We start from the raw sequence: 24,956 nt of genomic DNA, 5'->3' as shown, positions 1-24,956 counted from the left end.
AATGGTCCCCCGGGCGGCGGGCGCCGGTGACCGGAACAGCGGCGGGCAAAGCCAGCCCGGACCCTCGGGTCCGAAGGCTGCCAGCGGCACTCGACAATGGGCAGGGTTTCAGCCCCTCGGCCGCAGGGGGCAGGACAGCGGCGGCGCCGAGCGGCACGGGCCTTTGGGTCTGTCCGGGCAAACGCTGGCTCGGCCCGATCCTGCCGGCAGCGTCACGGAAAAAAAACGGCAGCCGAGCGAATGAACCGCGCGGCCGCCGGGAAAGGGAACAGGGACCAATGCGGTCCCAGGTGCCAGCCAGAACGTTGGGATGGACCGGGCACGGTGCATTTGCAGCGACGCGCACATCCCCGGCAAGCGTCGGGATGACGGGCGGTCGCGTTTCGGCCGAAACGCGCCAATCCGCGGGCGAAATCGGCAGAATCATGCCGGGCGCTCCTCGAACGGGTCGTCATCGTCCCAATCTTCGTCCCAGTCCTCGTCTTCCACCTCTTCGAAGCCATCGAGCACCTCGGGGAAGGCGCGGCGCGCGGCGGCCAGATCGACCCGCAACAGCGCCTCATAGGCCGTCGCATCGAAAGGCTCCTCGGCCGGGACAACCTCGCGCCCGAACAACCAGCTCAGCCGCCCGGCATCGAGGTTGCCGCGCTCGAACGGCGCGTCGCCGAAATGTTCGATCAGCGCCGCCAGAAACGCCGCATCGGCCCGGCGGTCGGCCGGCCTTCGGTCGGCAAAGCGTTTGCGCGCGGTCAGCGGCGTGGCGCCGGCCTTGTTGGCGCGCCGGATGGTGAACTGAAAGTCAGTTCCGGTCAGACGGCCCGGAAAGCCGCGGTGTTTCAACATGGGCCCGTTCCCCTCGCCGGTCGTCGAACCGGAATTGTTTGAGCCGAGTGCTGCATCATTCCCAGACACAGCCGCTTTCGGTCGGCAAATAGACACCGATGAACATGGTCGCATCGGGGTCGGTGATCCCGCGTTCGACCGGCCTGTCCATCAGCGTGATGATGACCTCGTCCACGCCGCCGAGCTTGACCGCGGCATCGAGCCCCGGTCCGGCACAGAGCGCATCGAGATCGCCCGCGACGGCCTCGTAGCCGACCTTGCCCGCGCCCGTGCCGATCGCCGGCGAGACGAAGCGCAGGGTCAGCCAGCTGCCGCCGCTGGCCTGATCCTCAAGTATATCGTCCAGATAGGTCACGATCAGCCCCGATGGCGTCACGATCTGATCGCCCACCATGGCGGCTGCCGCGGCCGTACCGGACAGCGCCGCCAGTGCGGTTGCGGCGGCAACCCGGGCCACGCGGGCATTCGGGCGCCCGGTCATGGCCGCGCTCCGCCTGCCGACCGGATCCAGCGCACCCGGTTGCCCGGATCCTCCAGCACCGCCGCGATCCGCGCCTCGAGACCTGCCCGGTCGAACCTCCCGGCCGCCACCCGCCCGCCGGCCCGCACCCGCAGACCCGATGCGACCGCCGTCACCTCGACCGCCGGAGAGAACCCGCGCTGAGCCTGCAGCGCACGCCACAGGTCCTGGCGGATCTGCCCGGCCAGCCGCGCCCGCCCTGCCGCCGGCAGATCGGTCGTGGCCGAAACGTCGAACCGCACCGGCAAGTGCCGCGCCAACACCAGAACCGGCCCCTCCCGCAGGATATGCCAGCGATCCTTGCTCACTGCCACCGCTCCATGATCACGCCTCTGGTCCTTCCGAAACGCCTACCGGCTCAAGTCTGTCTTGGTGGGAGAATGTTCCCGACGGTCCAGGGACAGATGCCCCCGGTCCGGGTTCTGCAGCCGCGCTCAGAGCGGGATATTGCCATGCTTCTTCCAGGGAAGCTGGCGCCGCTTGGTGCGCAGGCTGGCGAAAGCACGCGCCACTCGGCGACGGGTCGAATGCGGCATGATCACCTCGTCGACGAATCCGCGCTCGGCCGCCACGAAGGGGTTCGCAAACCGGTCCTCATAACTTTTGGTGCGCGCCGCGATCTTTTCGGCATCGCCCAGTTCCGAGCGATACAGGATCTCGGTCGCGCCCTTGGCGCCCATCACCGCGATCTGCGCCGTTGGCCAGGCATAGTTCATGTCGGCGCGCAAATGCTTCGAGCTCATCACGTCATAGGCGCCGCCATAGGCCTTGCGGGTGATTACCGTCACCTTCGGAACAGTCGCCTCGCCGAAGGCATAGAGCAGCTTGGCGCCGTGCTTGATGACCCCGCCGAATTCCTGACCGGTGCCCGGCAGGAAACCCGGCACGTCGACCAGGGTCAGGAGCGGGATCTCGAAGGCATCGCAGAAGCGGACGAAGCGCGCAGCCTTGCGCGAACTGTCGATGTCGAGACAGCCGGCCAGCACCAGCGGCTGGTTGGCCACGACGCCGGTGGTCTGGCCCTCGATCCGGATGAAGCAGGTGATGATGTTCTTGGCGTGCTCGGCCTGGATCTCGAACATGTCCCCCTCGTCGGCGACGGCAAGGATCAGCTCCTTCATGTCGTAGGGGGTATGGGAATTGTCCGGAACCAGGGTGTCGAGGCTTGGCTCGACCCGGCCCGGTTCGTCGAAGAACGGCCGTACCGGCGCCTTCTGGCGATTGTTCAGCGGCAGGAAATCGACCAGCCGGCGCACCTCGTTCAGGGTATCGACATCGTTGTCGAAGGCGCCATCGGCGACCGATGACTTGCGGGTATGGGTGATCGCGCCGCCCAGCTCCTCGGCGGTGACGACCTCGTTCGTCACGGTCTTCACCACGTCGGGGCCGGTGACGAACATGTAGGAGCTGTCCTTCACCATGAAGATGAAGTCGGTCATTGCCGGGCTATAGACCGCACCGCCGGCGCAGGGCCCCATGATGACCGAAATCTGTGGCACCACGCCCGAGGCCTCGATATTGCGCTGGAACACTTCGGCGTATCCGGCCAGCGAGGCGACGCCTTCCTGGATCCGGGCGCCGCCCGAATCGTTCAGCCCGATGACCGGGGCGCCGTTCTGCACCGCCATATCCATGATCTTGCAGATCTTCAGCGCGTGGGTCTCGGACAGCGAGCCGCCGAACACGGTAAAGTCCTGACTGAAGACATAGACGAGCCGGCCGTTGATCGTGCCCCAGCCAGTCACCACGCCGTCGCCGGCCGGCTTTTCGTCTTCCATGCCGAAATCGGTGCAGCGGTGGGTCACAAAAAGGTCGAATTCTTCGAACGACCCGTCGTCCAGCAGCAGCTCGACCCGCTCGCGCGCCGTCAGCTTGCCCTTGGCATGCTGACCGTCGATCCGGCGCTGTCCGCCGCCCAGTCGGGCCGAGGCGCGGCGGCGTTCCAGCTCGGCAAGGATGTCTTTCATGTCTCCGTCCCCTTCATATCATTTCAAGCTGCCTATCAAACGCCGGCGGCCCATCGGAAGTTTGTTTTGGTAAATTTGCAAATTATTGGCAGATATCCCGTTGCAAATCGCAAATCTGCATATCCCCCGGCGAAATCTTGATTTTCTCTGTCCGCGCTGCGCAGGTTCCCCCATCAAAGATAGGCCACTCGCATGTCCGACACCACTGCGGTCCGCTTTCTGGACCGGACGACCCCGCCACATATCGTCACACTCGTCATGCTGGCCGGACTCTCGGCGATGACGATGAGCATCTTCCTGCCCTCACTGCCCGCGATGGCGGTCTATTTCGATGCGCCCTATGCGGTGATCCAGCTTGCGGTTTCGCTCTATCTGGCGGCCTCGGCATTGATGCAGCTGATCATCGGGCCGCTATCCGACCGCTATGGCCGCAGGCCGGTGATGCTGTCGGCGATCGCGGTCTTCCTTGTGGCGACGCTGGGCTGCGTACTGGCGCCCAATGTCCATGTCTTTCTGGTCTGCCGGATGCTGCAGACTGTGGTGGTCACCGGGCTGGTGCTGTCGCGTGCCGTTGTGCGCGACATGTATCCGCCAAGCGAATCCGCCTCGATGATCGGCTATGTGACCATGGGGATGTCGCTGGTGCCGATGTTCGCGCCGATGCTTGGCGGGGCAATCGACCAGATCTTTGACTGGAAGGCCACGTTCCTGTTCCTGCTGCTGGCCGGGACCGGTGTCGGCTGGCTGGCCTGGCGCGACATGGGCGAGACCGCGGGCCCGGGGGCCGCAAGCCTCGTCGCGCAATTCCGCGGCTATCCCGACCTTCTCGCCTCGCGGCGGTTCTGGGGCTATGCTCTTGCCGTCGCCTTTTCGGCCGGCGCCTTCTATTCGTTTCTCGGCGGCGTGCCCTATGTCTCGACCGAGATCTTCCGGCTTTCGCCCGTCTGGACCGGCGTCGGATTCGGCGCGCCATCCGTGGGCTATCTGCTTGGCAACTACCTGTCCGGGCGGTTTTCGGCCAGCGTCGGGATCAACCGGATGATCCTGATCGGGGCCAGCCTCTCCACGGTCGGACTGGTGCCTTCGCTGGTGCTGTCACACCTGGGGTTCGACAACCCGGTGCTGTTCTTCGCCTTCGTGACCTTCGTCGGGCTCGGCAACGGCATTGTCATCCCGAACGGAACCGCCGGCACGCTGTCGGTTCGTCCCGAGCTTGCCGGAACCGCCAGCGGTCTTGGCGGCACGCTGATGATCGGCGGCGGCGCGGCGCTGTCGGTACTGGCCGGGGTCCTGCTGCAGGGTGGCCACTCCAGCCTGCCGCTGCAGTGGCTGATGTTCTGTTGCGCCCTTATGTCCCTCGTCGCCATCCTGTATGTGAACCGGCGCGAACGGAACTTGGGGCTTGCCCCCTGAATTTGCGAAAACGATCCGAAACCAGCGAAATCTGCAAAGTCGATCATGCCCAACAAGAAGCTCTATGCCGGCGTCAAGCTGCACGAGATCCGCACCAAGCTGGGCCTGACGCAGAAGGTCTTTGCCGCCAAGCTTGGGGTTTCGTTGCCCTATCTGAACCAGATGGAAAACAACCATCGGCCGATCTCGACCACGGTGGTTCTGGCACTCGCGCAGGAATTCGGGCTCGACGTGACCGAGCTGTCCTCGGGCGATACCGGACGGCTGGTCAGCGACATGCGCGAGGCGCTGGCCGATCCGGTCATTTCCGAGACACCCTCGCTTGCCGACCTGCGGCTTGCCGCGTCGAACGCCCCGACATTGGTGCGGGCCTTCCTTGAACTGCACAGCGCCTATCGGCGCACGCAGGAGCGGCTGATCACGATCGACGCGGCCCTTGGCCAGCGCGGCGATCACCTTCGCGCCTCGCCCTGGGAAGAGGTGCGGGATTTCTTCCACTACATCGACAATTACATCGACGCCGTCGATCGCGCCGCCGAGATCTTTGCCGGCGACGCCCCGATGGCTGCGGCTCACGGCGCGCTCGAGGCGCGCGGCATCACCGTGCAGCCGTCCGAAACCGACGAGCTGCGCCGGTTCGAACCCGACCGCCACCTGCTGACGTTGTCGGCGCGCGTCCCCGCGGCGACGCGCAATTTCCAGATCCTGCACCAGGTGGCGCTGCTGACCCAGAACGACCTGTTCGAAGCGACGCTCGACCTTGCCCGGTTTCAGACCGCCGAGGCCCGCGCCATCGCCAAGATCGGCCTCGCGAACTATTTCGCCGGCGCCGCGCTGCTGCCCTATGGCAGGTTCCGCGCCGCCGCCGAGGAGACGCGCCACGACATCGAACGGCTGGCGCAGCGCTTTGGTGCCTCGTTCGAACAGGTGGCGCATCGGCTGTCCACCCTGCAGCGTGGCGGCGTGAAGGGTATTCCGTTTTTCTTCGTGCGGGTCGATCAGGCCGGCACGATCACCAAACGCCATTCCGCGGCGCGGATGCAGTTCGCCCGCTTCGGCGGGGCCTGCCCGCTGTGGAATGTCCATCGCGCCTTCGAGACCCCCGGCCATTTCCTGCGCCAGCTGGCCGAAACGCCCGACGGCGAACGCTATGTGCTGCTTGCCCGCGACGTCTCGAAGCCCGGCGGCGCCTGGGGCGTGCCGGACCGGCGCTATGCCATTGCTCTTGGCTGCGAGGTCGGGTTCGCCGGGCAACTGGTTTATGCCGACGGGCTCGATACGGCGAATCCAGCCGCCTACGAGCCGATCGGCACCTCGTGCCGGATCTGCGAGCGGCGGAACTGCCACCAGCGTTCGGTGCCGCCGCTGGAGCACAGGCTTTCCTTCACACCGAACCGGCGCGAGGTCCTGCCCTATGAAATCGGCGAATAGAACGGCGGGGATCGCCGCGGGCGACGACACTCCCTAGGCCCCGACTGCCCCCGCCCCGATCAGGAGTGAGCGAGCCGCCGGTTGATCTCGTCTTTCAGATAAAGCCGCCGCTTCTTCAACTCGTGCTCGGCAAGTTCGTCCATCGGCTTTTCATAGCTGTCGGCCTGAAAGACCCGCATGTTCAACCGGGCATATTCCTCGGTCATCGCCGCAAAATGCGGATCCGCCGCCGCGAGGGCGCGGATCCGGTCCTGCTGATCGGGAAATTCCTCCGAAAGTTCGTGGGGGACGTGGGACATTGCGTCTCTCCTTCTCGTTCCACTGGAGCGAGCCTGCGCCCGGCCCCGCGCGGGTGTCCTTGACCTGTGTCAACCCCGTCTGCCAGCTGTCTGCGGCATGCAGCGCGGCGGGACCGAGAGGAAGGTTTCCGATGTGGAGGAGAGGTCGGCCCATCGCTCCGCGCAGCGCAGAGGCCCTGTGGGCAGCCCCGGTCCAAAGATGGGCCGGGGCGGTTCATGTCGTGCGACAGCATCGCGGCAGTGCCGGTCCGGATGGCGGGGACGTCGCGCGACTGCGCCGCAACCCCGCCCCATTCGGCCCGCCGCAAGCCCGTCTTATTTCAGTTCGAATTCTTCGACATCAAGCGACGCGCCAGCGCCGAGGATCCCCGAGACGCTGATCGGCTGCAGCGTGTAGGAAGTCTTGCCGCCACCGACCAGAACGTTCGCTGCACCGCCGGCGCCGAGCGACACCGCGGCGGTCCCGCCATAATACTTTCCTGCCAGCGCCGCGGCATCAGCCGGATCTTTCGACGGGGACAGCACGCCCCAGACCAGCGTCACGTCGGGCGTGACCGACAGATCGACGCCAAGCGCCTTGAAGACACCGGTGTATTTCTGGACGTCACCCTCGTTCGGCTTGAATTCGCAGGCAAATTCTTCCTTGGTGTAGACGACGTCGTTCTTGACGTCGGTCATCTTGCAGGTCAGCACGCCGATATCGGCCTTCGCATGAACTGCCACGGTAGACGCCGCAAGTGCCGCAGCTGCGACCAGCCCTTTTGCAATGTAATTCATGATTTCCCTCATCTAACCGCGAAATGCGGCTGCGCTATATGACGAACGCCATGGAATCTGACAACCCCGGGCTCCGTGGCAAAGAGGCGCGCGACCCAGCCGATTTCGCCTTTCGCGCCACAAATGCCCTGAACGCGCAGGCCACCGGCCGCCAGCGGCGTCGTCCCGTCCAGGCCCATCCGGCCAAACCGGCCGATCGCGCGCGCCACAACGCCGACACATGCCTGCCGTTCCCGACCCGCCCTTGCGCAGCCTGCGGTCTTCCCCTATCCCGCCTGCGGACAACCGAGGCAAGGAACGGGCGCGCATCATGCCGCTTCTGGTGATGAAATTCGGCGGCACCTCTGTCGCCACCCTGGACCGGATACGCCGGGTCGCCAAACGTGTCGGCCGCGAGGTCGCCAACGGCTATGACGTCATCGTCATCGTCTCGGCGATGGCCGGCAAGACCAACGAACTGGTCGGCTGGGTCGAGGAGACCTCGCCGCTGTTCGACGCCCGCGAATATGACGCAGTCGTCAGTTCGGGCGAGAACGTGACCGCCGGGCTGATGGCACTGACCCTGCAGGAAATGGATATCCCCGCCCGCTCCTGGCAGGGCTGGCAGGTGCCGCTGAAGACAAACTCGGCCCATGCCTCGGCCCGGATCGAAGAGATCCCGACTGCGAACCTCAACGCCAAGTTCGCCGAAGGCATGAAGGTCGCGGTGGTCGCAGGATTCCAGGGGATCAGCCCCGAGGGCCGCATCACGACGCTCGGCCGCGGCGGGTCGGATACGACCGCGGTGGCCTTCGCCGCCGCCTTCGGCGCCGAACGCTGCGACATCTACACTGACGTCGACGGCGTCTATACCACCGATCCGCGGATCTCGACCAAGGCCCGCAAGCTCGAGAAGATCGCCTTCGAGGAGATGCTGGAGCTTGCCAGCCTCGGCGCCAAGGTGCTGCAGACCCGCTCGGTCGAACTCGCGATGCGCTACAACGTGCGTCTGCGGGTGCTGTCGAGCTTCGAGGAATACGATCCCAATGCAGGCACGCTGGTCTGCTCCGAGGAGGAAATCATGGAAAGCAATGTGGTCTCCGGTGTCGCCTACAGCCGGGATGAGGCCAAGGTCACGCTGATCTCGGTCGCCGACCGTCCCGGCATCGCCGCCGCGATCTTCGGTGCGCTGTCCGAGGCCGGCGTGAACGTCGACATGATCATCCAGAACATTTCGGAAGAGGGTCGCACCGACATGACCTTCTCCTGCCCGACCAATCAGGTCAGCCGCGCCAAGGCCGCGGTCGAGGCGGCGCGCGAGAAGACGCTCATCAATTTTCACGGCCTCGTCGCCGACACCGAGGTCTGCAAGGTCTCGGTCGTGGGCATCGGCATGCGCAGCCACACCGGCGTCGCGGCTCAGATGTTCGGCGCGCTTTCGGCCGAAGGTATCAATATCAAGGTCATTACGACGTCAGAAATCAAAATCTCCGTTCTGATCGATCGGAAATATCTGGAACTGGCGGTTCAGGCCCTCCATGATGCCTTCGGGCTGGAAAACGCGGGATGATCTGACCCGTCACGCCCGGGGATCGAGGTCTGGTGAGCGATGTCCAAAGTGGCAGCCGGAGGCTGCTGGGCCGGCTGAAGCTGGCCTTAGAGGAACCTGCCGAGGGGCAGGAGCGGCTTGACCGCATAACGCGGCTTATCGCGGCGGAGATCGGTACGCCGGTCTGCTCGATCTATCTGTTCCGTGATTCGGACACGCTGGAGCTGTGCGCCACCGAAGGGCTGAAGCCCGAGTCGGTGCACCAGACCCGGATGCGGCTGGGCGAAGGCCTGGTTGGCCGGGTCGCGCTCAGCGCCAAGCCGATCAATACCGGAAATGCCCCCGCCGAACCCGGGTTCCGCTATATGCCCGAGACCGGGGAAGAGATCTATTCCGCCTTCCTCGGCGTGCCGATCCAGCGGCTGGGCGAACGCATGGGCGTGCTGGTCGTGCAATCCAAGGACCGGACCGCCTATTCCGAAGACGACGTCTATGCCATCGAGGTGGTAGCGATGGTGCTGGCCGAAATGGCCGAACTTGGCGCCTTTGTCGGCGAGGGCGCGGCGATGGCCGCCCCGCACAAGCATCCCGTGATGCTGCGCGGCAATTGCGGACAGGACGGCGCGGCCGAAGGCAACGTGTTGCTGCACGAACCCCGCGTCGTGGTCACGAACCCTTTCTCGGACGATGCCGAAGCCGAACTGAGCCGCCTGCGCACCGCGGTCGACCAGCTTCGGGTTTCGGTCGACGAGATGCTGATGGGGGTCGAAGGCGGCGACAAGGACCAGCGCGAGGTGCTGGAAGCCTATCGCATGTTCGCTAATTCGAAGGGCTGGCTCCGGCGGATGGAGGCCGACATCAACCGCGGCCTCAGCGCCGAGGCGGCGGTCGAAAAGGAACAGACCGCGGCACGGTCGCGGATGGAACAGGTCCCCGACCCCTATCTGCGCGAAAGGCTGCATGACCTTGACGACCTGTCGAACCGGTTGCTCCGGCTGCTGACGGGTCAGGGCACCGACACCGGCGCCGAGATGCCGCAAGACCCAGTGCTTGTCGCCCGCAACATCGGCCCCGGCGAGCTTCTGGCCTATGGCCGGGCGCTGCGCGGCATCGTGCTCGAAGAAGGTTCGGTCGGAAGCCACGCCGCCGTCATCGCCCGCGCGCTGGCGATACCGCTTGTCATCAATGCCGAACGCATCACGACCGAGGCGCTGAACGGCGATCACATTCTGGTCGACGGGGATCAGGGCATCGTCCATCTGCGTCCCGAGGAAACCGTCGCCTCGGCCTTTCGCGACAAGATGGCGATGGCGACCAAGGCGCAGGAACGCTACGCCTCGATCCGCCGGGTGCCCGCGACCACGGTCTATGGCCCGACGATCCGGCTCGACATGAACGCGGGGCTGATGGCCGATCTGCCAAGCCTGCGGTCTTCGGGTGCCGAGGGCGTGGGCCTGTTCCGCACCGAGCTGCAGTTCCTGGTGCGCACCAAGTTTCCCCGGCGCAGCGAACTGGCGGCGCTCTACTCCCGGGTGCTCGATGCCGCGAACGGCAAGCGGGTGGTGTTTCGCACCCTCGACATCGGCTCGGACAAGGTGCTGCCCTACATGAAGCCGCAGGACGAGCCGAACCCGGCGCTTGGCTGGCGGGCGATCCGGGTCGGGCTCGACAAGCCGGGGGTGTTGCGGATGCAGCTTCAGGCGCTGATCCGCGCCGCCCGGGGCCGGCCGTTGACGATCATGTTTCCCTTTGTCGCCCAGGCCGACGAATTCCACACCGCCAAGAAATACCTTCTGGGCGAGCTGGAGCGCGAGCGCCGGTTCGGCCACCCCTTGCCGCGCACGCTCGAAATCGGCGCGATGCTCGAAACACCAAGCCTCGCCTTCGCCTCAAAGCAGTTTTTCGAATCGGCCGATTTCATTTCGGTCGGCGGCAACGACCTGAAACAGTTCTTCTTTGCGGCAGATCGCGAGAACGAACGGGTGCGCCGGCGTTATGACACGCTCAACGTCTCGTTCCTGACCTTCCTCGAATGGATCGTGATGCGCTGCAAGGAGACGCGGACCCCGCTCAGCTTCTGTGGCGAGGATGCCGGCCGCCCGGTCGAGGCGCTGTGTTTCGCCGCCATGGGGTTCCGCACGCTGTCGATGCGCCCGGCCTCCATCGGCCCGGTCAAGCATCTGCTGCGGCGTTCGAACCTGGCCGAGTTGCGCGAGGTCATAGACGAGGCCCGCGCCTCGGGCCAGCAATCGGTGCGCCCGGCGGTGATGGACTGGCTGCACCAGCAGGGCTGAGCGTCGGGCCGCACCGCTGCCGCGGGTCCGGCCCCCCCGTGTCAGCCGCTGCCGGCTGCGCGCCACCCCGGCAGCGCGCGCTCGACCGGCCCCCGGATTCCGTCCCAGTCACCGACACCCAGCACCCGGTCCGGGTTGGTCGGCGGCGGCATCTCGACCCCCTCGAGCCGTTTGAAGCCGAAGCGCCCGTAATAGGGCGCGTCCCCCACCAGCATCAGCCGCACCCGGCCATGCGCTTCGGCGCGGTCGACAACGGTGCGGATCAGAAATCCGCCGATGCCCTCGCCCTGGTGGGTCGGATGGACGGCGACCGGCCCGATCAGCGCCGCTGGCAGCCCCGCCACCCGCACCGGCCAGGTCCGGATCGCGCCGGCAAGAATGCCGTGATCGCGTGCCAGCAGGCACAGCCCCGAGATCGGCGGCACGCCCTCGCGCAGCCGATAGGACGACAGCGAACTCCGCCCGGGCGCAAAGCACAGGTCGTAGAGCGCCTCGACCTCCCACCAGTCCTCGCTGCCTTCGTTGCTCAGTTCCACAAGCTCGTCCTGTCATTCGCGCTGGAATCCATCCCGCACCGGCGTTAGTTCTGTCGCAAAGGAGACGCAAGCGATGTTCTACCGTCCCGAAGATGGCCACGGCCTGCCGCACAACCCGTTCAACGCCATCGTCACGCCACGCCCGATTGCCTGGATCGCGACACGCGGCAGCGATGGCAGCGAAAATCTCGCCCCCTATTCCTTCTTCAACGCCGTCGCCTATTTGCCGCCGCAGGTGATGTTCGCCTCGACCGGCAAGAAACACGACCGCGACGGCACCAAGGACACGATGGCCAACATCCGCGATACCGGCGTCTTTGCGGTGAACATCGTCGAATATGCCAAGCGCGAGGCGATGAACTTCACCTCCGGCGCCTGGGAACGCGAGGTCGACGAGGCAGCCCTTGCCGAGATCGCGCGCGTCAATTGCGAAACCATCGACTGCCCGCGCATCGTTGGCGCCCCGGCGACGCTGGAATGCCGGCTGACGCAGATCATCGAACTGCCCGGGACGGCCAATCTGGTCGCTTTCGGCGAGGTGACGGGGATCCACATGCGGGACGACTGCCTGAAGGACGGGATCTTCGACGTGACCAGCTTCCAGCCGGTGGCGCGGCTCGGTTATCGCGACTTCGCGCGCGTGACCGAGGTTTTCACGATGCCCCGCCCGGGCGAATGACCCTTGGGTACGGGGGGCGCGTCACCGCGCCCGCCCGCACGCCTCAGTGTCCGGCGTTCAGGACCCCGGTCTTGACGCTGTAGTTGGCGGCAATCGCATAATCGGGGTCGTCATCGGCATCGATGATCAACTGCCCGGCCCGGCTCAGCAACTGGTGGCAGTCGTGGCTCAGGTGGCGCAGCTCCAGCTTCTTGCCAGCGCTCTCGTATTTCATCGCCAGCGATTCGATTGCCGACAGCGCCGACTGGTCGGCCACCCGGCTGTCGGCGAAATCGACCACGACCAGCCCCGGATCGCCCGCCGGATCGAAGATCTCGGCAAAGCCATGCGCCGAACCGAAGAACAGCGGCCCCTGGATCTGATAGACCTTGGCGCCTTCGGGGGTCAGATAGGTCTTGGCATGGATGTGGCGCGCGCTTTTCCAGGCAAAGACCAGAGCCGCGATGATGACACCGACCACCACCGCGGTCGCCAGATCGGTCAGCACCGTGACAACTGTGACCAGCACGATCACCAGCGCATCGGTCAGCGGCACCTTGCGCATGATGATGAAGGACCGCCAGGCGAAGGTGCCGATCACCACCATGAACATCACGCCCACCAGTGCGGCCAGCGGGATCTGTTCGATAAGCGGCGAGGCGGCGACGATGAACAGCAACAGAAACAGCGCCGCCGAAATGCCCGAAATCCGGGTCCGTCCGCCCGAATTGACGTTGATCATCGACTGGCCGATCATCGCACAGCCGCCCATGCCGCCAAAGAACCCGGTGACCGTGTTGGCAAGCCCCTGGGCCACGCATTCCTGGCTGGCACCGCCGCGCTTGTGCACGATCTCGCCCACCAGGTTCAGCGTCAGCAGGCTTTCGATCAGCCCGATGGCGGCGAGGATCAGCGAATAGGGCAGGATGATCCTGAACGTCTCGAAGGTAAGCGGCACCATGGGAATGTGAAACGCCGGCAACCCGCCATTGATCGAGGCCATGTCGCCAACCCGCGGCACGTCGATGCCAAAGACGATGACAATCGCCGCGGTAATGCCGATCCCGGCGAGTGGCGCCGGCACCGCCCGGGTCAGCCTGGGCATCACCCAGATGATCGCCATGGTCAGCGCGACCAGCCCCAGCATCACGGCAAGCGGCGCGCCTGTCAGCCATTGGCCGCCGGCCATGCCGTGGCCCTCGGCAACCGAGGTTCCCGGCACCCGGAACTGGGTCATCTGGGCCAGAAAGATCACGATGGCCAGCCCGTTGACGAAGCCCAGCATCACCGGGTGCGGCACCAGCCGGATGAACTTGCCCAGCCGCAGAACGCCGGCCGCGATCTGGATCAGCCCCATCAGCACCACGGTGGCGAACAGGTATTCGACGCCGTGCTGGCTGACCAGCGAGACCATGACGACAGCGAGCGCCCCCGTCGCGCCCGAGATCATGCCGGGCCGTCCGCCGATCACGGCCGTGATGAGACCGACGATGAAGGCGGCATACAGCCCGACCAGCGGGTGCACGCCCGCGACGAAGGCGAAGGCCACCGCCTCGGGCACCAGCGCCAGCGCCACGGTCAACCCCGACAGGATCTCGGTGCGCAACTGCGCCGGGCTTGGGCGCCCGTCAGGTGCAAATGCTGCAAGGGGGTTCGATCCGGCAAGGGCTGCCATCATGGCTCGGGTCACGCGGGGCCTCGTTCGCTGCGATGTGAGTATGGCTTGCCGATCCGCCGGTCGCGGCGGGGTCGAAGGCAGAGCCACTTGCATGGCCAGGCGCCCGATGGGCGCACGTCAGCCGGCGATTTCCGTTTGCGGTATCAGAAAGCGCTGCGGCGCAGAAGGCCGCCAGACGGGATGCAGCCATGCTATTTGTGCATGGCAGCCTGAACCCTGACGCCTCAACGTCGCGCCCGACGGGGATCTGTGCTAGGATTTTACCACATCAAAAGGGATCGGGGACTGGCCATGGCCCGCAGCAACATGCGCGATCTGACCTTCGCGACCATGAATCTTCTCAACCTGCAAATCCCCGGCGGGCTTACCTATTCGACAACGCCGCGCTTTGCCGACGATCCAGACGGACGCGCGGCCTATGCCGAAAAGATCGACTGGATCGCGTCGCGTGTGCGCCTTCTCGACGCCGAGGTCATCGGCTTTCAGGAGCTTTGGTCCGCCCAGGCGCTGAGCGAGGTCTTTGCCGCCGCGGGATTGACCGACGACTACGACATCGTTGCGCACGACGCGCCGGGCATGGGCCGGCCACAGGTGGCGCTTGCGGTGCGCAAGGACCGGCACGGTAACAGCCAGCTTTTACCCGGCGCGGCGTGGATCCCGAACTTTCCCGAGGATTTCGTCTTTGAGAACATTCGCGAGACCGACGGCGCCGAGGAAGAGGTGACGATCACGCTGAACGCCTTCTCGCGGCCGATCCTGCACGCGATGATCCAGCCCGAGGGCAGATCGCCCCAGCCCCCCGCGGTGCGGATCTTTGTTGCGCACCTGAAATCCAAGGGTCCGGCGCGGGTGTCCTTTGCCCGGCCGCGTCCCGTCGTTCTCGACAGCTATCCGCAGATTGCAAAGTCCGCTCTCGCCCATATCCGCCGGATCATGGAGGCCGGTGCGCTGCGCGCAATCCTCGACGGAGTGATGAGGGCCGAGGATCAGGTCGCGATCTCGCCGACCGTGGTTCTGGGCGATCTCAACGACGGCACGCTTTCGGTCTCGACCGAACTGATCGCGGACCAGCCGGGATACCGGTTTGTCGAAAAGTCGACCGCAGGGCTCAGTTCCGACAAGGGGCTCTATTCGGTCGAACGGCTGCAACAGCTGCGCGCCATGCGGCACGTCTATTACACCCACATCTACCAGAACAAGATGGAGAGCCTCGACCACATTCTGGTCAGCGAAGAGTTCTATGACCACTCGCGCAAACGCCATTGGTCGTTCCGCGAGATGGAGGTCTACAACGACCACCTGAACCGCGAGGATTTCGAGGATCACGGCGCCAGCGACCACGGGATCGTGCGCGCGTATTTCGATTGGAACCCGATGCCCGAACAGGCCGCCACGAGCTGACCTGCAAGCGGGACGGACCCTTCGCTCCGGGTCCTTGCCGGGTCGGACGCATCGCAGCCGATTGTGCGGCCCGGCAATCCGAAAGTGCGGCCCCCCGCACCGGGTTACGGTCCGGCCGATCCCCGATCTGGTCCCTCCCCCGCGGGGTTGACGCCATGCGCCGCCCTCCACATTGTACCGCAGTCTGACCGCCTGCCGATAATTCCGGAGTCCCGTCCTGCCCTTGTCGCAACACCTTCAGGCCATTGCCACGCTGTTCTCGCTCGTCAATCCCATGGTCTGCGCGATGATGTTCACGGGCATTGTCGCGGGGCAAAGCCGAGCTGTCGCGATCCGCACCGCGTCTTCGGCGATGCCGACGGTCGCGGCCGTGCTGCTGATGGCGGCCTTCGTCGGCGCCCCGCTGCTGAAGGTTTTCGGGATCTCGCTCGACGCCTTTTCGGTCGCGGGCGGCGCGGTGCTGGCGTTCATCGGTGTCTCGATGATGCAGGGGTCGGCCTCGCCCTCGACCCCGCTGGCCGATGCTGACGGGACAGCGGCGCAGGCGCCCGGGTCCCCCAATATCGCCCGCCTGGTGATGTTCGCGGCCAGCCCCGGCACAATCACAGGGGTGATGACGATTGTCGCCGCCCACCGGCGCGGCCCGGTGCCCGTGACGGCCGTTGTCGCGATTCTGATCGTGACGGCGGTGACCTGGGGCGTGCTGGTGCTGGCAGCCTACCGGCCGGGATCGGGCAAGCCCAGCCTCGCCAGCGACATGAAAAGCCGCTATATGGGCCTCATCATCATCGCCATGGGGCTGCAGTTCGCCCTGACCGGCCTGAAGGGGTTCTTCGCAGGCTGAACGGCGTCCGTATCCGGGCGCCGCGGGTGATCGCTGTCGCGGGCAAGGGCCGGAATCCCGAGTGTCTCGCCTCGCCCCGTCCTGCCGAAGTCAAAAATGCGGTCTCCCGATCCAATGGATCGACGTGCGCCTTTTCCACGGATAGTATCTTCTGCAATGACGTCAGTTGAGGGCAATGACTCATTTCAGACAGATCCTGGCCGTCGAGAACGATCTTCTGCCGGATCGGCGGAGTACTCTGTTTTCCATGCCAAGCGATCTTGACCCGCACGAGGTCGAGCGCGTGAGGATCGAGATCAGACGCTATTTCGTGGGCAATATCGGGGTGGGGGAGGTAATCTCGACGGGGCACGATGCGACCGTCACCGAACCGAACGGCGCGACGCTGGTCGTGCCACGTGCCGGGCGCGTCAATTCGGTCACGACCGGCGGCAATGTCTGCAGCGCACGGCCGGGACAGGCGCTGTTCTTTTCCCCCAACCGGCGGCAGACACGGGTCGAAACCGCCGGCGCGCCGCATTTCGTCGGCATCCCGCTGGTGATCCCGCGCAGCGAACTTGCCGAGACGGCGGCGCGCTTCGGGCTGCATCCGCGACGGCAGCGCGGGCTCGACGGTCTTGCCCTGACGGTCTCGGGGACCACGTCGGCCGAGGCGGGCGCGCTGATCGCGCTTGCCTGCGATCTTCATGACCACGTGTCGAGCGGCGCCCCAAGGCTGATGCAGGCCGCGGCCCACCGGTCCTGGAACCGGCTGCTGAGCGAGAAGATGATCGAATTGCTGTGCTCGGTCGGCGCCATCGACCTGCCGTCGGCGGGCGACGGGCGGGCCGGCAACCGGCATGTCCGCAAGGCCATCGCGTTCATGCGGGAACACTTCGCCGAAATCGTGACGATGGCGGATGTGGCCGAGGCCTGCGGGGTCGGCGTCCGCACGCTCGAGACGTCATTCCGCGAGATCTGGACCCAGACCCCGCACCAGATGCTGACCGAGATCCGGCTGGAGGCGGCACGTCGCCAGCTGGTCGCGGCCGATCCCTCCATGTCGGTCACGGACATCGCCCTGCAAAGCGGGTTCAGCCATCTCGGTCGTTTTTCCGTCGCCTATCGCGCCCGTTTCGACGAAATGCCGTCGCAAACGCTGCGACGGGCCCGGATCTAGGCCGGTCCCGGCTCCGCTCAGGGCAGCCGCACCATGTCGCGCGGCATCTCCGAGAACACCTCGGCGCCCTCGGCGCGCAGGATGACGATTTCTTCCAGACGCACGCCGAACCGACCCTTCAGATAGATCCCGGGTTCGATCGAGAACACGTTGCCTTCGGCCAGGATCCGGTCCGATGTGGCGGTGATATAGGGCGGCTCGTGGATATCGAGCCCAAGCCCGTGGCCGGTGCGGTGCAGGAACTGCGCACCGTAACCTGCCGCGGCAATGGTCTCGCGCGCGGCGCGGTCGACCTCGGATGCCGCAACGCCGGGCCTTGCCGCCGCAAGGGCGGCCTGAACGGCGGCCTCGACGGTCGCGAACACGGTCTGGTATTCGGCATCGGGCGTGTCGCCGAACCAGCCGCAGCGTGTCATGTCCGAGGGATAGCCGTCCAGCCGGCAGCCGGTGTCGATCAGCACCGCCATCTCCGGGGCAAGCCGGGTGTCGCCGGAATAATGGTGCGGAAACGCCGCGTTGGCGCCAAAGCAGACCGAGCAGAATTCGAGCGTCGCGCCGTGGGACTTGTAGTACCCCGCGATCAGACCCTGGACCTCGCGCTCGCTGATGCCGGGTTCGAGCGCAGCAAAGGCCGCGCGCACCGCCTCGTCGTTCAAAAGGTGCGATGCTTTCAGCGCGGCGTATTCGCCCGCATCCTTCATGGCGCGCAGAATGCCGACCGTATCGTCGGTGAACCGCCGCTGCGGCGCCTCCATGGCGTCAAGCAGCCGCAGCGCGAAATCGGCGCGCATCGTCTCGTCCAGCACCACCGACAGCCCCGGCCCGGTCGCATCGCAGTCGGAGAGCAGCGCGGCCAGTGCCGCCTCGGGCCCCTCGTCGTCGCGCCAGGTGCGGAACGGCAGGTCGGTCGCCTTGCGCGCCGCCTCGACGTTCAGCGCCGGCATCAGGAAACCCGCGTGGGTGGCCGAAACCAGCAGCATCACCGGACGTTCGTCGCCATGCGGATTGACACCCGACAGCCATACCATGTGGCGGGACGGGCCGAGGACGACCAGATCGGTGCCGGTTTCGGCCATGCGGGCGCGCAATCGGGCCAGCCGGTCGCGGAATACTTCGGGGGCGCTCATTTCATTCTCCTGGGGCGGAAACGGGCTGCCGGATCGCACCGGCAGCCCGAGATCATTCAGACAAACGGATCAGTTCTTTTCGACCAGCCGGTAGAACACGTAATCCGAGGTCGCGCCGTTGACATAGCCGGTCACGCTTTTGTCCATCGCGACCTGATAGGCCGCCTGGAACATGATGACGATGGGCGAGCTTTCCTGAACCTTCTTCTGCAGGTCCCGATACATCTCCAGCCGCTTTTCGGGGTCGGTCTCGGACAGCGCCGCCATCGTTTCCTTGTTCATCTCGTCGGGCACCGCCCAGGCGTTCCGCCAGGTGGTCGTTGCCTGATAATTGTCGTCCGAATTGTCGGCGTTATAGGCGAAGGCCTTGGCGTTCGAATGCGGGTCCATGAAATCCGGGCCCCAGTAGAGCAGCATCGCCTGATGGGTCCGTTCGCGGTATTTCGTGATCACCTGCGCGCCGGTGCCGGGCAGGATCTCGAAATTGATGCCGGCGTCGGCAAAGCTTGCCTGCAGCGACTGGGCCATGTCGGTGAAAGGCGCGGCATTGATCACGTCGAGCGTGACGGTGATCGGCGTCTCGATGCCCGCATCCGACAGGATCTGCTTTGCCTTCTCGGGGTCATAGGTGAAGGGCGTCTCGTCATAGGATCCGGGGAAGCCCTTGGGCCAGAACGCCTGGTGCACCTCCATCTGGCCATTCAGGAAGCTGTCGGCCATGCCGCCATAATTCACCAGATAGCGCGCGGCCTCCCAAACCGCCGGGTCGGTCAGGCTGTCGATCTTCTGGTTGAAGGACAGGAAGTGGACGGCGGCTTGCGGGAAGGTCTCGACCTTGATCGACTCAGACCCGAGCGAGGCGATCTGGTCGGGCGTCAGGTTGCGCGCCAGGTCGATGTCGCCCTGTTCCAGCAGCAATTGCTGGGTCGCGGCCTCGGCGACATGGCGGATGATGACGCTCTCCATCTTGGGCGCGCCCTTGAAGTAATCGGGGTTGGCGCTCAACCGCACCATTTGCGAGGGCGTGTAGGCGTCGAGCTTGAACGGCCCCGACCCGGCGGCGTTGGCATTGAGCCAGGCATTGCCCATGTCGCCGTTTTCCTCGTGCGCCATCACCACCGCCGCGTCGACGATCGAGGCCGGACGCGCCGCCAGCACGTTCAGCACGAAGGCGGGCGAGACGTCGCCCTGATAACGGATCGTCACCGTGTTGCCGTCGGCCGTCACCATCTGGCCGATGTTCTCGGGCGTCCAGCCAAGCTGGGCGAGGATGAAGGCCGGGGTGAGGTTCAACTTGATGACGCGGGACAGCGAAAACACCACGTCGGCGGCCGTCACCGGATTGCCCGAGGTGAACTTCGCGCCGTCGCGCAGGGTGAAGGTGATGGTCTTTGCGTCCGCGTCGGCGACCCATTCCGTGGCGATACCGGGGGACAGCACGGTCGTGTCCTCGGCATCGTACTGAACCAGCCGGTCATAGAGGTTGGTCACCAGTTCGCCAGAGGTGAATTCATAGGCCTGCGCCGGGTCGATGGCGACGATGTCGTCGATGTTCTGGGCGACGACCAGCACGTTGTCGGGGGTCTTGGCAAATGCGGCGGTGCCCGCCAGCGGCAGCACCAGCGCGCTGGCAAGTAGGGCAGATCTGAGCAGGGTCATTCGGGTCTCCTTGTTGGGTCGGCCTGCATTCTGTCGTCAGGCCATTGCGTCGTTCGGGATCATTTCGGGCAGTTCCATCCCGGCCTTCCGGTGCAGCACGGCAAGCGTGCCGGTCCACAGGATCCGTGCGGGACGGTCGGTCGGGTTCGTCCAGGAATGGGGCCTGAGCCCGCTGTAGTGCAGGCTGTCGCCCGGCCCCATGCGGATCACCTGATTGTCGAGCATCTGGTCGATCTCGCCGTCGAGGATGAACAGGATCTCTTCCCCCTCGTGGCTGACGAGTTCGGAGGCAAAGCCCGGCGGCACATGCAGGATGAAGCTCGACAGTTCAGATCCGGGGAAATCGGTGCCGAGGCTTTCATAGCTCATCGTCGACCCGGCGAGGGAAAACTGCGGGCGGGTGCCGGCCCGCGTCAGGCTGTCGGCGGGGCGCGGGGCGGCCACGAAATAGTCGAGCCCGACCCCGAGCGCGTCGGCGATCTGCGCCAGCGTGCCCAGTGACGGCGTGGCATTGTCGCGCTCGACCTGGCTGAGATAGCCGACCGATACGCCCGAGCGGTCGCAGGCCGCCTGCAGTGTCAGGCCAAGCTGTTTGCGCCGCCTGCGGATCGACGGGCCAAGCTGTGGTTCGGGCTTTGGCTTTGCCATGAACGCGGGGAACCTCCTGTAGCTGACACCAGAGCTACAAAAAAACTTTTGCTGTGGCAAAATTTTTTGCAAGGCCGGGCAAAATTCCCTAAGCAGGGGCAAGCAGGATCAGGAGTTGGGCGCGACATTGGGCAGCGGCAGCATCAGGATGCGACGGCTGGGCCGTGGCGCGGGCGCGCTTGGCGGTTTTGTCGTGGTGACAGCGCTGACCTTTCTGGGGTTGCTCGCGATCACCTTTTTCATCGGCCGCGTCGTGCCGATCGATCCGGTGCTGGCGGTCGTGGGCGACCGTGCAAGCCAGGCGCAATACGACACCGCCCGCGCGGCCATGGGGCTCGACCGGCCGCTGGCGGTGCAGTTCCTGTCCTATGTCGGCGAGGTGCTTCGCGGCGATCTTGGTCATTCGATCACCACCAACCGGCCCGTGGCCGACGATCTGGCGCGGGTTTTCCCGGCAACACTGGAGCTGGCGACGCTGGGCATCCTCATTGGCGTGGTGTTGGGCGTGCCGATGGGGGTCTGGGCCGCGGCGCGGCAGGGAAGCTGGATCGATCAGGCGATCCGGGTCTTTGCGCTGCTGGGCTATTCGATCCCGGCATTCTGGCTGGGCCTCGTCGGGCTGGCGATATTCTATGCCGGGCTTGGCTGGGTCGCGGGGCCGGGACGGGTCGACATTTACTATGACGGGCTGGTGCCGGTGCATACCGGGCTCTTGCTGGTCGATTCCGCGATAGCCGGCAACTGGACGGTGTTCTTCAACGCGCTCGACCACCTTGCATTGCCCGCCACCATCCTCGGCTTTTTCAGCCTTGCCTATATTGCGCGCATGACCCGCAGCTTCATGCTGGACCAGCTCGGGCAGGAATATATCACGACCGCAAGGGTGAAAGGCGTGCCAGAATGGCGCGTGATCTGGGTGCATGCGTTCAAACCGATCCGGGTGCCGCTGATCACCGTGATCGGGCTCAGCTATGCCGGGCTGCTCGAAGGTTCGGTGATGATCGAGACGGTGTTCAGCTGGCCCGGGATCGGCAATTATCTGACCCAGGCGCTGCTGAATGCCGACATGAGCGCGGTTCTGGGCGCGACGCTGGTCATCGGCTCGGTCTTCATCCTGATCAACAAGCTATCGGACGTGCTCTATCGCGTCCTCGACCCGAGGAGCCGCCAATGACCGCCCGCGACTGGCTTCTCGACGACAGCCCCGCCTCGCGGCTGCAGGCCAACCTTGGCCGGGCCTGGCGGATGGGTACGACGCTGCTGCGCAACCCGCTGGCCGTCGTTGGCGCAGCGATCATCCTCGGGCTGATCCTGACCGCCGCCTTTGCGCCCTGGATCGCCCCGGAAACCCCGTTCGGGCAGGACCTTGCCAACCGGTTGCAGCCGCCGTCGCCCCAACACTGGATGGGCACCGACGAGCTTGGCCGCGACATCTTCAGCCGCGTCGTCTATGGCTCGCGGATCACACTGATGATCGTGTCGCTGGTCGCGGTGATCTCGGCGCCTCTGGGGCTGATTGTCGGCGCGGTTGCAGGATATTTCGGCGGCTGGCCCGACCGGCTGCTGATGGGGGTAACGGACGTCTTCCTGTCGATGCCAAAGCTGATCCTGGCGCTTGCCTTCGTTGCGGCGCTGGGTCCGGGGATCGAGAATGCGATCATCGCCATCGCCATCACCGCCTGGCCCGCCTATGCCCGCATCGCCCGGGCCGAGACCATGACCTTTCGCAATTCCGAATTCATCTCGGCCGTCCGGTTGCTGGGTGCCTCGCACGGGCGGATCATCTTTCGCCATGTGCTGCCGCTTTGCACCTCGTCGATGATCGTGCGGGTGACGCTCGACATGGCCGGCATCATCCTGACCGCGGCGGGCCTCGGGTTTCTCGGCCTCGGGGCGCAGCCGCCGATGCCGGAATGGGGCGCGATGATCTCGCGCGGGCGCAGCTTCATCCTCGATCAATGGTGGGTCGCGACCATGCCGGGATTCGCCATCATCCTGGTCTCGCTTGGCTTTTCGCTTCTGGGCGACGGGTTGCGCGATGTGCTCGACCCCAAACAGGCGGGCGAACGATGAGCGCGCCGCTGCTTGACATCGCCAACCTGCGGGTCAGCTTCCCCACCCCCAACGGCCGGGTCGATGTGGTCAAGGGGCTGAGCCTTACCCTCGGGCGCGAGCGGCTGGGGATCGTCGGCGAAAGCGGGTCGGGCAAGTCGATGACCGGGCGCGCGATCCTGCGGCTGATCCGTCCGCCGGGACGGCAGGCGGCCGACCGGATGATCTTTGACGGGATCGACCTGCAGGCGCAGGGCGAACGCGCCATGCGGCGGTTGCGGGGCGCCCGGATCTCGATGATCATGCAGGACCCCAAGTTTTCGCTGAACCCGGTGATGACCGTCGGCGCCCAGATCGCCGAGGCGCTGAGGGTGCACGAACGCCTGCCCCGGCGCGATCTGCGCGCGCGCGTGACCGAGATGCTGGAGGCGGTGCGCATCCACGATCCGGAACGGGTGGCACGGATGTATCCCCACGAGGTCTCGGGCGGCATGGGCCAGCGGGTGATGATCGCCATGATGCTGATCCCCCGCCCCGATCTGCTGATCGCGGACGAGCCGACATCGGCGCTCGATGTCTCGGTACAGGCGCAGGTGCTCGACCTGATCGACGAACTGGTGCGCAACAACGGCATGGGGCTGATCCTGATCTCGCACGATCTGGGGCTGGTCGCGCGCTATTGCGACCGGATTCTGGTGATGAATGCCGGCGAGGTGGTGGAAAGCTGTGCGGCAAGCGAGCTGCAGAATGCCAGCCATCCCTATACCCGCGGGCTGATCGCCGCCGTGCCGCGGATGGAGGAGACGCGCGACGAACTTCCCGTGCTCGACCGCAGCGAATGGAGCGGGACATGAGCGCGATTTCCCTGAAGAACGTCGATATTTCCTATGGCGACGTCCGGGTCGTGCAGGGCGCGAGCTTCGAGGTTGCCGAGGGCGAGAGCTTTGCGCTGGTCGGCGAAAGCGGGTCGGGCAAGTCGACGGTGCTGAAGGCCATCGCAGGCCTTGCCCCGGACTGGACCGGCGAGATTTCGGTGCTGGACAGCCCCCGCAGCCATCGTCCCGACCGCAGCTTTGCCAGCCGCTGCCAGATGGTGTTTCAGGACCCCTATGGATCGCTGCATCCGCGCAAGACCGTCGACACGACGCTGGCCGAGCCGCTGGCCATCAACGGGATCGGCAAGCGCGACGCGAAGGTAATCGAGATGCTGGCCGCAGTCGGGCTCGACCGCCGGTTCCGGTTCCGGTTTCCGCACCAGTTGTCGGGCGGCCAGCGCCAGCGCGTTGCCATCGCCCGCGCCCTGATGCTGGAGCCGCGGGTGATGCTGCTTGACGAACCGACCTCGGCGCTCGACGTCTCGGTGCAGGCCGAGATCCTGAACCTGCTGAAACGGCTGCGCCGCGAGCAGGGCCTGACCTATCTGATGGTGACCCACAACCTGCCCGTCGTCAGCTTCATGTGCGACCGCATGGCGGTGATGAATAAAGGCCGGATTGTCGAGATCGCGCCATCGAGCGCGCTGCATGACGGATCGTTTACCGACGCCTATGCGCGCGAACTTTATGCCGCAAGCGGCGGCAACCCGGACCGGAAGGACATGCCATGACCAACGCAAACCCGGCGCTCGATGCCTTTGCATCGGCCCTGTCCAAGGCGACGAGCGAAACCGAAGCCTTCGACGCGCTCTGTGCGCTGGTCAAGGCGACGGTCGGGGCACGGCTTGTCACGGTAATGACGGTCGACATGGCGGCGATGCTGGCGCGGCGCGCCTATACCGACGATGCGGTGCATTACCCGACCTCGGGCACCAAGCCGATCGAGATCGACGCCTGGTTTCAGATCGTGCACGGACGGCACGAGACCTTCGTCGCCAACACGCTGGCCGAGATCGCGCAGGTCTTTCCCGATGCCGAGCTGATCGGGCAACTCGGATGCGGATCGGTGGTGAACCTGCCGATCATCCTTGGCGGCGATCTGGTGGCGACGCTGAACATCCTGCATGCCGAAGAGTACTATACGCCCGAGCGGGTCGCGCAGGTCCACGAGGTCCTGCGCCTGCCGGCGATGGCCGCAATGGCCGTGGCGCGCAGCCTGTAGCGCCGCGGCCGGGCATGGAAAAGGG

Annotated in this window: 24 protein-coding genes; 13 read left to right on the top strand and 11 right to left on the bottom strand. The window is 65.7% G+C overall.

Translation table 11 applies throughout. The features are described 5' to 3' along the window. Positions 1-423 precede the first annotated feature (423 nt). The 4 genes from DQG17_RS01000 to DQG17_RS00985 form a co-directional block, all read right to left on the bottom strand. Positions 424-843, bottom strand: coding sequence for a hypothetical protein (locus tag DQG17_RS01000; protein ID WP_116130899.1), 420 nt, complete (start codon positions 841-843; stop codon positions 424-426). Positions 844-898: 55 nt separating this feature from the next. Continuing rightward, positions 899-1,324, bottom strand: a complete 426-nt coding sequence (locus tag DQG17_RS00995; protein ID WP_116130898.1) for a DUF6497 family protein — start codon at positions 1,322-1,324, stop codon at positions 899-901. Then, complete coding sequence (locus DQG17_RS00990; protein WP_116130897.1) at positions 1,321-1,671, bottom strand: hypothetical protein; 351 nt, start codon at positions 1,669-1,671, stop codon at positions 1,321-1,323. Before DQG17_RS00990 ends, DQG17_RS00995 begins: the two co-directional genes overlap by 4 nt. Before the next feature lie 126 nt (positions 1,672-1,797). After that, entirely contained in the window at positions 1,798-3,330 is a 1,533-nt protein-coding gene (locus tag DQG17_RS00985; RefSeq protein ID WP_116130896.1) for an acyl-CoA carboxylase subunit beta, read from the bottom strand. Between the two features lie 192 nt (positions 3,331-3,522). On the opposite strand from DQG17_RS00985, the gene DQG17_RS00980 reads away from it, so the two are divergent. Together DQG17_RS00980 and DQG17_RS00975 are read left to right on the top strand one after the other, a co-directional pair. Next, complete coding sequence (locus DQG17_RS00980) at positions 3,523-4,743, top strand: multidrug effflux MFS transporter (protein ID WP_116130895.1); 1,221 nt, start codon at positions 3,523-3,525, stop codon at positions 4,741-4,743. Positions 4,744-4,788: 45 nt separating this feature from the next. Beyond that, positions 4,789-6,174 (top strand): short-chain fatty acyl-CoA regulator family protein, encoded by a 1,386-nt coding sequence (locus tag DQG17_RS00975; protein ID WP_116130894.1) that lies wholly within the window; start codon positions 4,789-4,791, stop codon positions 6,172-6,174. A gap of 59 nt (positions 6,175-6,233) precedes the next feature. Here the strand turns inward: DQG17_RS00975 and DQG17_RS00970 are convergent, their stop codons facing one another. Together DQG17_RS00970 and DQG17_RS00965 are read right to left on the bottom strand one after the other, a co-directional pair. Next, positions 6,234-6,473 (bottom strand): YdcH family protein, encoded by a 240-nt coding sequence (locus tag DQG17_RS00970; RefSeq protein ID WP_116130893.1) that lies wholly within the window; start codon positions 6,471-6,473, stop codon positions 6,234-6,236. A 315-nt stretch (positions 6,474-6,788) separates the two neighbouring features. Then, entirely contained in the window at positions 6,789-7,250 is a 462-nt protein-coding gene (locus DQG17_RS00965; protein WP_157973475.1) for a DUF992 domain-containing protein, read from the bottom strand. 310 nt (positions 7,251-7,560) lie between these two features. Here DQG17_RS00965 and DQG17_RS00960 point away from each other — a divergent pair, with 310 nt between their 5' ends. Together DQG17_RS00960 and ptsP are read left to right on the top strand one after the other, a co-directional pair. Then, positions 7,561-8,799, top strand: a complete 1,239-nt coding sequence (locus DQG17_RS00960) for an aspartate kinase (protein WP_116130891.1) — start codon at positions 7,561-7,563, stop codon at positions 8,797-8,799. 29 nt (positions 8,800-8,828) lie between these two features. After that, on the top strand, positions 8,829-11,072 hold the full coding sequence (gene ptsP / locus DQG17_RS00955) for a phosphoenolpyruvate--protein phosphotransferase (protein WP_116130890.1): 2,244 nt from the start codon (positions 8,829-8,831) through the stop codon (positions 11,070-11,072). 41 nt (positions 11,073-11,113) lie between these two features. On the opposite strand, the gene DQG17_RS00950 is transcribed toward ptsP, so the two are convergent. Next, positions 11,114-11,608 carry a GNAT family N-acetyltransferase gene (locus DQG17_RS00950; RefSeq protein ID WP_116130889.1) on the bottom strand — a complete coding sequence of 165 codons (495 nt, stop codon included), beginning with the start codon at positions 11,606-11,608 and terminating at the stop codon, positions 11,114-11,116. 73 nt (positions 11,609-11,681) lie between these two features. On the opposite strand from DQG17_RS00950, the gene DQG17_RS00945 reads away from it, so the two are divergent. Then, on the top strand, positions 11,682-12,287 hold the full coding sequence (locus tag DQG17_RS00945) for a flavin reductase family protein (RefSeq protein ID WP_116130888.1): 606 nt from the start codon (positions 11,682-11,684) through the stop codon (positions 12,285-12,287). A gap of 43 nt (positions 12,288-12,330) precedes the next feature. On the opposite strand, the gene DQG17_RS00940 is transcribed toward DQG17_RS00945, so the two are convergent. Further along, a complete protein-coding gene (locus DQG17_RS00940; protein ID WP_369908009.1) occupies positions 12,331-13,941 on the bottom strand; it encodes a SulP family inorganic anion transporter in 1,611 nt (536 codons plus the stop codon). A 294-nt stretch (positions 13,942-14,235) separates the two neighbouring features. On the opposite strand from DQG17_RS00940, the gene DQG17_RS00935 reads away from it, so the two are divergent. From DQG17_RS00935 to DQG17_RS00925, 3 genes are all read left to right on the top strand, one after another. Next, positions 14,236-15,345, top strand: a complete 1,110-nt coding sequence (locus DQG17_RS00935; protein ID WP_116130886.1) for an endonuclease/exonuclease/phosphatase family protein — start codon at positions 14,236-14,238, stop codon at positions 15,343-15,345. 223 nt (positions 15,346-15,568) lie between these two features. Beyond that, entirely contained in the window at positions 15,569-16,189 is a 621-nt protein-coding gene (locus DQG17_RS00930; protein ID WP_116130885.1) for a MarC family protein, read from the top strand. 175 nt (positions 16,190-16,364) lie between these two features. Further along, positions 16,365-17,348: an AraC family transcriptional regulator gene (locus DQG17_RS00925; protein WP_116130884.1), complete on the top strand. Its 984-nt coding sequence runs from the start codon at positions 16,365-16,367 to the stop codon at positions 17,346-17,348. Between the two features lie 17 nt (positions 17,349-17,365). Here DQG17_RS00925 and DQG17_RS00920 read toward each other — a convergent pair whose 3' ends face one another. The 3 genes from DQG17_RS00920 to DQG17_RS00910 form a co-directional block, all read right to left on the bottom strand. Next, positions 17,366-18,475, bottom strand: a complete 1,110-nt coding sequence (locus DQG17_RS00920) for a Xaa-Pro peptidase family protein (protein ID WP_116130883.1) — start codon at positions 18,473-18,475, stop codon at positions 17,366-17,368. 69 nt (positions 18,476-18,544) lie between these two features. Then, positions 18,545-20,134, bottom strand: a complete 1,590-nt coding sequence (locus DQG17_RS00915) for an ABC transporter substrate-binding protein (RefSeq protein WP_116130882.1) — start codon at positions 20,132-20,134, stop codon at positions 18,545-18,547. Positions 20,135-20,170: 36 nt separating this feature from the next. Next, complete coding sequence (locus tag DQG17_RS00910; RefSeq protein ID WP_116130881.1) at positions 20,171-20,782, bottom strand: helix-turn-helix domain-containing protein; 612 nt, start codon at positions 20,780-20,782, stop codon at positions 20,171-20,173. A gap of 148 nt (positions 20,783-20,930) precedes the next feature. Between DQG17_RS00910 and DQG17_RS00905 the strand changes: the two genes are divergently transcribed. The 5 genes from DQG17_RS00905 to DQG17_RS00885 are packed head-to-tail and all read left to right on the top strand — an operon-like array spanning position 20,931 to position 24,931. Beyond that, positions 20,931-21,956, top strand: a complete 1,026-nt coding sequence (locus DQG17_RS00905; protein ID WP_116132515.1) for an ABC transporter permease — start codon at positions 20,931-20,933, stop codon at positions 21,954-21,956. Next, entirely contained in the window at positions 21,953-22,855 is a 903-nt protein-coding gene (gene nikC / locus DQG17_RS00900; protein WP_116130880.1) for a nickel transporter permease, read from the top strand. Before DQG17_RS00905 ends, nikC begins: the two co-directional genes overlap by 4 nt. After that, a complete protein-coding gene (locus DQG17_RS00895) occupies positions 22,852-23,688 on the top strand; it encodes an ABC transporter ATP-binding protein (protein WP_116130879.1) in 837 nt (278 codons plus the stop codon). Before nikC ends, DQG17_RS00895 begins: the two co-directional genes overlap by 4 nt. Then, on the top strand, positions 23,685-24,440 hold the full coding sequence (locus DQG17_RS00890; protein ID WP_116130878.1) for an ABC transporter ATP-binding protein: 756 nt from the start codon (positions 23,685-23,687) through the stop codon (positions 24,438-24,440). Before DQG17_RS00895 ends, DQG17_RS00890 begins: the two co-directional genes overlap by 4 nt. Then, complete coding sequence (locus DQG17_RS00885) at positions 24,437-24,931, top strand: GAF domain-containing protein (RefSeq protein WP_116130877.1); 495 nt, start codon at positions 24,437-24,439, stop codon at positions 24,929-24,931. The genes DQG17_RS00890 and DQG17_RS00885 overlap by 4 nt, the downstream gene beginning before the upstream one ends. Positions 24,932-24,956 lie beyond the last annotated feature (25 nt).

The organism is Tropicimonas sp. IMCC34043 (assembly GCF_003390845.1).
GTDB lineage: Bacteria > Pseudomonadota > Alphaproteobacteria > Rhodobacterales > Rhodobacteraceae > Tropicimonas.
Note: the sequence above shows the minus strand (reverse complement) of the source record. Positions and strands in the feature narration are given on the sequence as shown.